Below are 6,327 nucleotides of genomic sequence, written 5' to 3'. Positions count from 1 at the left end.
GGGGGGGGGGGCGCCGCCCCCCCGGGGCGGCGGGCCTGGCCCGGGGGGGCGGCGGGGGGGGCGGGGGGGGGGGGGGGGGGGGCGGCGCCCCCCCCCCCGGGGGGGGGGGGCGGCCCCACGGCCGTTCCGCCGTCCGGGCGCGGGAGCTAGGCGGCGCCGTCCGGTCCGGAGTCGATCGGCGGGGCGGTGCCGTCGCAGTACCACTCGCAGGTGGGCTCCGCGATCGGGTGCTCCGGCGCCAGGGCGGTGCGCGGGACGGCGAGCAGCGAGACCAGTGCCCCCAGACCCAGCAGGCCGGCGCAGGCCAGCATCGAGGTGTGGAAGGCGTGGTCGACCTGGACCGGGTCCAGGTACGCGTCGCCGGTCAGACCGGCCAGCGCGGGGAGGGCGGCCACCGAGAGCAGGCCGGCCGCCCGGGCGGCGGCGTTGTTGACCCCGCTGGCGATACCCGCGTGCCGGACCTCGACGGCGGCCAGCACGGTGGCGGTCAGCGGGGCGACCAGCAGGGTCATGCCGGAGCCGAGCACGGTGACGGCGGGCAGCACCTCGGTCCAGTACGAGGCGCCGGGGCCGATCCGGAGCAGCAGCAGGACTCCGGCCGCGCAGATCAACGGGCCGAGGCTGAGCGGCAGTCGGGGCCCGACCCGGTGCCCGAACCGGCCCGCCCGGCCGGAGAGGGCGAGCATCAGCAGCGTGATCGGCAGCAGCGCCACCCCGGCGGTCAGCGGGGCGAAGCCGGAGACGGTCTGGAGCTGCACCATCAGCAGCAGGAAGACCCCGCTGAACGCCGCGTACACGCAGAGCGTGACCAGGTTGACGGCGGAGAACAGCCGGGACGAGAACAGCGAGAGCGGCATCATCGGCTCGGCGCTGCGCCGTTCCACCAGGACGAAGGCCACGCCGAGCAGCAGGCCGGCCGCGCCGTAGAGCAGTGACAGGCCGTGCAGCCCGGCGGTCAGCGCGTAGGTGATCCCGGCCAGCGAGAGGGCGGCGAGCGCCGCGCCGGCGACGTCGAACCGGCCGGTGGCGCCCTCGTCCCTGGTCTCCGGGACGTGACGGACCGTCACGAAGGTCACCAGGGCGGCCAGCGGCAGGTTCAGCAGGAAGACCCAGCGCCAGCCGGGACCCTCCACCAGCCAGCCGCCGAGGAACGGTCCGGCGGCCGCGCCGACCCCGCCGAGGCCGGACCAGACGCCGACCGCGCCGGAGCGGTCGTCCGGGTGGAACGAGGCCTGCAGCATGGCCAGCGAACCCGGCGTCAGGAGCGCGCCGCCGATGCCCTGGAGGGCACGGGCGGCGATCAGCAGCTCGACGTCGGGCGCGAACGCGCAGACCGCGGAGGCCAGCGCGAACCAGCCGACGCCGACCAGGAAGACCCGGCGGCGGCCGTACCGGTCGCCGAGCGAGCCGCCCAGCAGGATCAGCCCGGCCAGGGTGAGCAGGTAGGCGTTGACCGTCCACTGCAGCGCGGCCATCGAGGCGCCCAGATCGGCGCCGATGGTCGGCAGCGCGACGTTGACCACCGTGCCGTCGAGCATCGCCATGCCGGAGCCGAGGGCGGTGGCCGCGAGCACCCAGCGGCCACGGGCGGTGCCGAGCCTGAGCCCGACCGGGGTTTCGGTGTCCACGCCCCGATCCTCCGCCGTCGGCGGCGCTTCTGCCAGTTCCCGGTGGCAGATTCCCACCCCTGCCGCTGACGGTGCTCCGACAAGGAAGCTGAGGCCCTCCCGACCCCCACTTCGGAGGTACCTGATGAAGCGTCAACTGGCACGGTGGAGCACGCTCGCGGCGGGCGCCCTGCTCGCGACCGGCAGCCTGGTGCTGCCCGCCCAGGCCGGGGAGGTGACTCCGAGCGTGGTCGGCGGGACCCGGGCCGCGCAGGGTGAGTTCCCGTTCATGGTCCGGCTCTCGATGGGCTGCGGCGGCGCGCTGCTCACCCAGCAGATCGTGCTCACCGCCGCGCACTGTGTCGGCGCCAGCGGGAACACCACCAGCATCACCGCCACCCTGGGCGTGGTGGACCTGAACAGCGGCAGCGCGATCAAGGTCAAGTCCAGCAAGGTGTACCGGGCCCCGGGCTTCACCGGTGCCGAGAACGGCAAGGACTGGGCCCTGATCAAGCTCGCCTCGCCGGTCACCGGCACCGCCGTCAGCACGCTGCCGATCGCGGGCAGCACCGCGTACGACAGCGGCACCTTCACGGTGGCGGGCTGGGGCGCCGCCACCGAGGGCGGCGGCCAGCAGCGGTACCTGCTGAAGGCGAACGTCCCGTTCGTCAGTGATGCGAACTGCGCCTCGGCGTACTCCGGCCTGGTCACCGGCGCCTCGCTCTGCGCGGGCGACCTGGCCAACGGCGGGGTGGACACCTGCCAGGGCGACTCGGGCGGCCCGATGTTCCGCCGGGACTCCGCGAACAACTGGATCCAGGTCGGCATCACCAGCTGGGGCGAGGGCTGCGCCCGGCCAGGGCTGCCCGGCGTGTACACCCAGGTGAGCACCTACGCGGCGGCGATCACGGCGGCGGCCGCGACGCTCTGACCCCGCCCGGTCCGGCCCCTCCGCCGTCGGCGGAGGGGCCGTCAGCCGTGGTGCCTGGACAGCCAGCGCTCGGACTGGCGGCGCTCCAGCGCGACCCGGCCCGCCCCCGTCGGCACCCGGGCCAGCACGGTGCCGGCCGCCTCCGGCCGGCCGGCCCAGACGTGCGCCCCGGCCAGCCGGGCGGTCACCAGGGCCCGGTAGTGCTGCTGTTCCGGCGGCAGCCGGTCCAGCGCCTCGGCCAGGCCGACGGCCGCCAGCCGGGCGTGCGCCCGGTGGCCGGTCCGGACGGCCAGGTCGCGGTGGCAGGTGCCGTGCACCAGCAGCAGCCGGGTCCCGGCCTCGGCGGTCGGGTCGGACCCGGTCAGCCGGGCGGCCTCCTCCAGAACGCACTCGGCCTCCCGGCGGTCGCCGGCCAGCGCGTGCCCCCGGGCCCGGGCCAGCAGCGCGCGGGCCTGCGGGGCGGGCCGTCCGGCCAGCACCGCCTGCCGGTACGAGGCGTCGGCCGTGCCGAGCGCGGCGGCCGAGTCCCCGCAGGCCCAGTGCACCGCGCTCTGCCGGGCCAGCAGCAGCGCCACCCCCGCCGGGTCGCCCGCCAGCGCGGCCCACTCCCGGCCGCAGTCGTACCAGGCGAGCGCCCGCCCGTACTCCAGCCGGTCGAACCGGGCCCAGCCCGCGAGCTCGGCGTAGCGGGCGGCGAGCGAGCCGAGCCGGGCCCGTTCGGCCGAGGGGGCGGTGCGCTGCTGACGGGCCGCCAGCCGGGCGTGCTGCTCCAGGACGTCCACCAGGGCGTGGCCGCCGACCGCGTGGGCGGCGGCCCGGTAGGCGGTGAGCAGCTGCTCCAGGGTGTCCGGGCCCGGGGTGGCGCCGGCCGGTCGGCCGTACCGGGCCAGCCGTCGGCGCTCCCGCTCCACCTGCGGCCAGATCCCGGCCAACTCGCCTGCGGTGTCGAGGAGTTCGTCCAAGCGCTCGGCCATCCCGGCGGGCGGCCAGCGTCGGGTGTTCTCCACCCGGCTGATGTGCGAGTCGTCGTAGCCGAGCCGGCGGCCCAGCTCGGCCTGGCTGAGTCCGCGGAGCAGTCGCCAGTGGCGCAGCCGGGCGCCGAAGTCGGAGCGGGCCGAGCCGGCCTGGTGCAGGTCGAGGGACACGGGACCTCCGGTGGGGGGTGTCCACACCGGGGGAGGGGGCGCACGCGGGGTGGACGGACTGGTCGGAGCCTCGCAAGGGTTTGTCATGGACAGGTATCCCCGGGATGGCGAGAACGTCAAACCGACACGGCGGAGCCGACGGACCGTCAGCAGCCGTGCGCCGTAGGCTGCCAGGGACAGGAGAGGACGGTGTGCGGGGATGGGCGTACCAGGCCCGGACTGGGCGGTGCTTGCGCCGCACTGGCAGCCGGAGCAGCGGTCGGCCGAGCAGGACGCGGCGGCCGAGGCGGAGCTCGCGGCGCTGCGCGGCACCGCCGAGCGGGTGGCCGGCGGCGGCATCCGGGCCGCGGTGCTCGGGGTGAACGACGGCCTGGTGACCAACCTCTGCCTGATCCTCGGCGTGGCGGGCGCCTCGGTGGACGCCGGTACGGTCCGGCTCTCCGGGCTGGCCAGCCTGGTCGCGGGCGCGCTCTCGATGGCGGCCGGCGAGTGGGTCTCGGTGCGCAGTCAGGCGGAGGTGGCCCAGGGCATGGAGCGATCGCTGCGCCACGCCTGGCAGTTGTCGCCGCCGGTGGTGCTGGCCCACCTGACCGGCAGCCTGCGCGAACGGGGCCTGGACCGGGAGACAGCCGTCCGGGCCAGCCGGGGCGTGGTGACCTCGGGCCGGGAGGCGACGGCGACCAGCACCCGGATCCTGTTCGGGGTGAGCGCGCAGGACGGGGGCTCACCGGTGGTGGCGGCGGTCTCCTCGCTGCTGCTGTTCTCGCTCGGGGCGCTGCTGCCGCTGCTGCCCTGGTTCTTCGCCGACGGGGGCGCGGCGGTGACGGCCTCGGTGCTGCTCACGGCGGTCGCCTCGCTGGCGGTCGGCGGCGCGCTCGGGTACGGCTCGGGGCGGGGTGTGCTGCGGCTGGCGGGGCGTCAGCTGCTGATCGTCGCGGTGGCCTCGGCGATCACGTACGGGCTGGGGGCGCTGGCGGGGAGCGCGGTGCTCTGACGGCCGGTCGGCCGGGCTGCCCGGCCCGGAACACCAGCCGGGGCCTGACGGTCCGTCTGCCGGGCAACGGCGCACCGCCCGGGGCCCGGAGGGTCTGAGCGGTGCCCGGCCAGGGCGCACGGGGGCGCATCGGTGCACTGGCGGGGCGTGGTCGACAGCGGTCGTTGCCGGGGCCGGGCGGGCGCGACAGGGTGGGGCGGAGACGGCTCCGATGTTCGAGAGAGGTGCGGGATGGCGGCGAAGGTCCTGATCGTCACGGGTGACGCGGCGGAGTCGCTGGAGGTGCTCTACCCCTACCAGCGGCTGCTGGAGGAGGGGTACGAGGTGGTGCTCGCGGCCCCGACGAAGAAGACCCTGCAGTTCGTGGTGCACGACTTCGTGCCGGGCTTCGACACGTACACCGAGAAGGCTGGTTACTGCTGGCCCGCCGACGTGGCCTTCGCGGACGTCGACCCGGCCGAGTACGTGGCGCTGGTGATCCCCGGCGGCCGGGCGCCCGAGTACCTGCGCAACGACCCGGAGGCGCGGCGGATCGTGGCGCACTTCTTCGAGCAGGACAAGCCGGTCGCGCAGATCTGCCACGGCCCGCTGCTCAGCCTGCCGGGCGGTGCGCTGGCCGGACGGCGGACGGCCGCCTATCCCGCGCTGGAGCTGGACGTGCTGGCCGGCGGTGCCGTCTACGAGGACGGTGATGCCGTGGTCGACGGCGTGCTGGTGTCGGCCCGGGCCTGGCCGGACCACCCGGGGTGGATGCGCGCGTTCGTGGAGATCCTGCGGAAGAAGGCTCCGGCCACCTGACGGGTCGGACGGTGCGGTGGCGGGGCGGCGCGCAGGCGCCGCCGCCCACCGGCGTACCCGGTCGTGGTGCGGTGACGGGGCGGCGGCGTTAGCGTCGGGGCATGCATGTGGTGATCGCTGGTGGGCACGGCAAGATCGCGCTTCGGCTGGAGCAGCTGCTCGCCGAGCGCGGTGACTCGGTGGTGGGCCTGGTCCGCTCGGCCGGGCAGCTCGACGACCTGGCCCGGGTGGGCGCCCGGGGGGTGCTCTGCGACCTGGAGACGGTCTCGCCGGAGGACCTCGCGGGCGGCCTCAGCGGCGCGGACGCGGTGGTCTTCGCGGCCGGGGCGGGCCCGGGCAGCGGCAGCGCCCGCAAGGACACGGTGGACCGGGGCGCGGCGGTGCTGTTCGCCGACGCGGCCGAACTGGCCGGGGTGCCTCGGTATCTGATGATCAGCACGATGGGCATCGAACGTGCGGGCGCGGACGGGATGGACCCGGAGTTCACCGACTACCTGCGGGCCAAGGGCGCGGCCGAGGACGACCTGCGGGCCCGGGGGATCGGCTGGACCATCCTGCGTCCGGGGCCGCTGATGGACGAGCCGGGCAGCGGCTTCGTCCGGCTGGCGGTGCCGTCGCTGCCGTTCGCCCCGGTGCCGCGCGACGACGTGGCGCTGGTGCTGCGGGAGCTGCTGGACATCCCGGCGGCGGACGGCCGGACGCTGGAGCTGACCGCCGGGGCGGAGCCGGTGGCCGAGGCGGTCCGGGTCGCGCTGGCGGTGGCCTGACACCTGGTCGGGAACTGAACTCCGGTCGGTGACCACGGTTTTCGGAGTTCAGGATCGGCAGCATGGACCGGCGTCGGTGCGCTGC

Annotated in this window: 6 protein-coding genes; 4 read left to right on the top strand and 2 right to left on the bottom strand. The window is 76.1% G+C overall.

The window, feature by feature from the left end:
- Positions 1-146: 146 nt before the first annotated feature.
- Complete coding sequence (locus ACIRPK_RS18430; RefSeq protein ID WP_403039864.1) at positions 147-1,628, bottom strand: MFS transporter; 1,482 nt, start codon at positions 1,626-1,628, stop codon at positions 147-149.
- 124 nt (positions 1,629-1,752) lie between these two features.
- Here ACIRPK_RS18430 and ACIRPK_RS18425 point away from each other — a divergent pair, with 124 nt between their 5' ends.
- Complete coding sequence (locus ACIRPK_RS18425; protein WP_403039861.1) at positions 1,753-2,538, top strand: S1 family peptidase; 786 nt, start codon at positions 1,753-1,755, stop codon at positions 2,536-2,538.
- Between the two features lie 41 nt (positions 2,539-2,579).
- Here the strand turns inward: ACIRPK_RS18425 and ACIRPK_RS18420 are convergent, their stop codons facing one another.
- Positions 2,580-3,683, bottom strand: coding sequence for a helix-turn-helix domain-containing protein (locus ACIRPK_RS18420; protein ID WP_403039858.1), 1,104 nt, complete (start codon positions 3,681-3,683; stop codon positions 2,580-2,582).
- 199 nt (positions 3,684-3,882) lie between these two features.
- Here ACIRPK_RS18420 and ACIRPK_RS18415 point away from each other — a divergent pair, with 199 nt between their 5' ends.
- The 3 genes from ACIRPK_RS18415 to ACIRPK_RS18405 all read left to right on the top strand — a co-directional run bounded on the left by ACIRPK_RS18415 (position 3,883) and on the right by ACIRPK_RS18405 (position 6,242).
- Positions 3,883-4,677 (top strand): VIT1/CCC1 transporter family protein, encoded by a 795-nt coding sequence (locus ACIRPK_RS18415; protein ID WP_403039855.1) that lies wholly within the window; start codon positions 3,883-3,885, stop codon positions 4,675-4,677.
- A gap of 231 nt (positions 4,678-4,908) precedes the next feature.
- On the top strand, positions 4,909-5,475 hold the full coding sequence (locus tag ACIRPK_RS18410; protein ID WP_403039853.1) for a DJ-1/PfpI family protein: 567 nt from the start codon (positions 4,909-4,911) through the stop codon (positions 5,473-5,475).
- A gap of 101 nt (positions 5,476-5,576) precedes the next feature.
- Positions 5,577-6,242 carry an SDR family oxidoreductase gene (locus ACIRPK_RS18405; RefSeq protein ID WP_403039850.1) on the top strand — a complete coding sequence of 222 codons (666 nt, stop codon included), beginning with the start codon at positions 5,577-5,579 and terminating at the stop codon, positions 6,240-6,242.
- Positions 6,243-6,327 lie beyond the last annotated feature (85 nt).

Source organism: Kitasatospora sp. NPDC101801, assembly GCF_044766665.1.
In the GTDB taxonomy this organism is placed as follows: domain Bacteria; phylum Actinomycetota; class Actinomycetes; order Streptomycetales; family Streptomycetaceae; genus Kitasatospora.
This window is presented reverse-complemented; position numbering and strand designations above follow the sequence as displayed.

What these genes read in the sequence shown, in the direction of transcription:
- ACIRPK_RS18410 (WP_403039853.1), top strand. Translation starts at nt 4,909, where the DNA reads ATGGCGGCGAAGGTCCTGATCGTCACGGGTGACGCGGCGGAGTCGCTG.
- ACIRPK_RS18425 (WP_403039861.1), top strand. Translation starts at nt 1,753, where the DNA reads ATGAAGCGTCAACTGGCACGGTGGAGCACGCTCGCGGCGGGCGCCCTG.
- ACIRPK_RS18405 (WP_403039850.1), top strand. Translation starts at nt 5,577, where the DNA reads ATGCATGTGGTGATCGCTGGTGGGCACGGCAAGATCGCGCTTCGGCTG.
- ACIRPK_RS18415 (WP_403039855.1), top strand. Translation starts at nt 3,883, where the DNA reads ATGGGCGTACCAGGCCCGGACTGGGCGGTGCTTGCGCCGCACTGGCAG.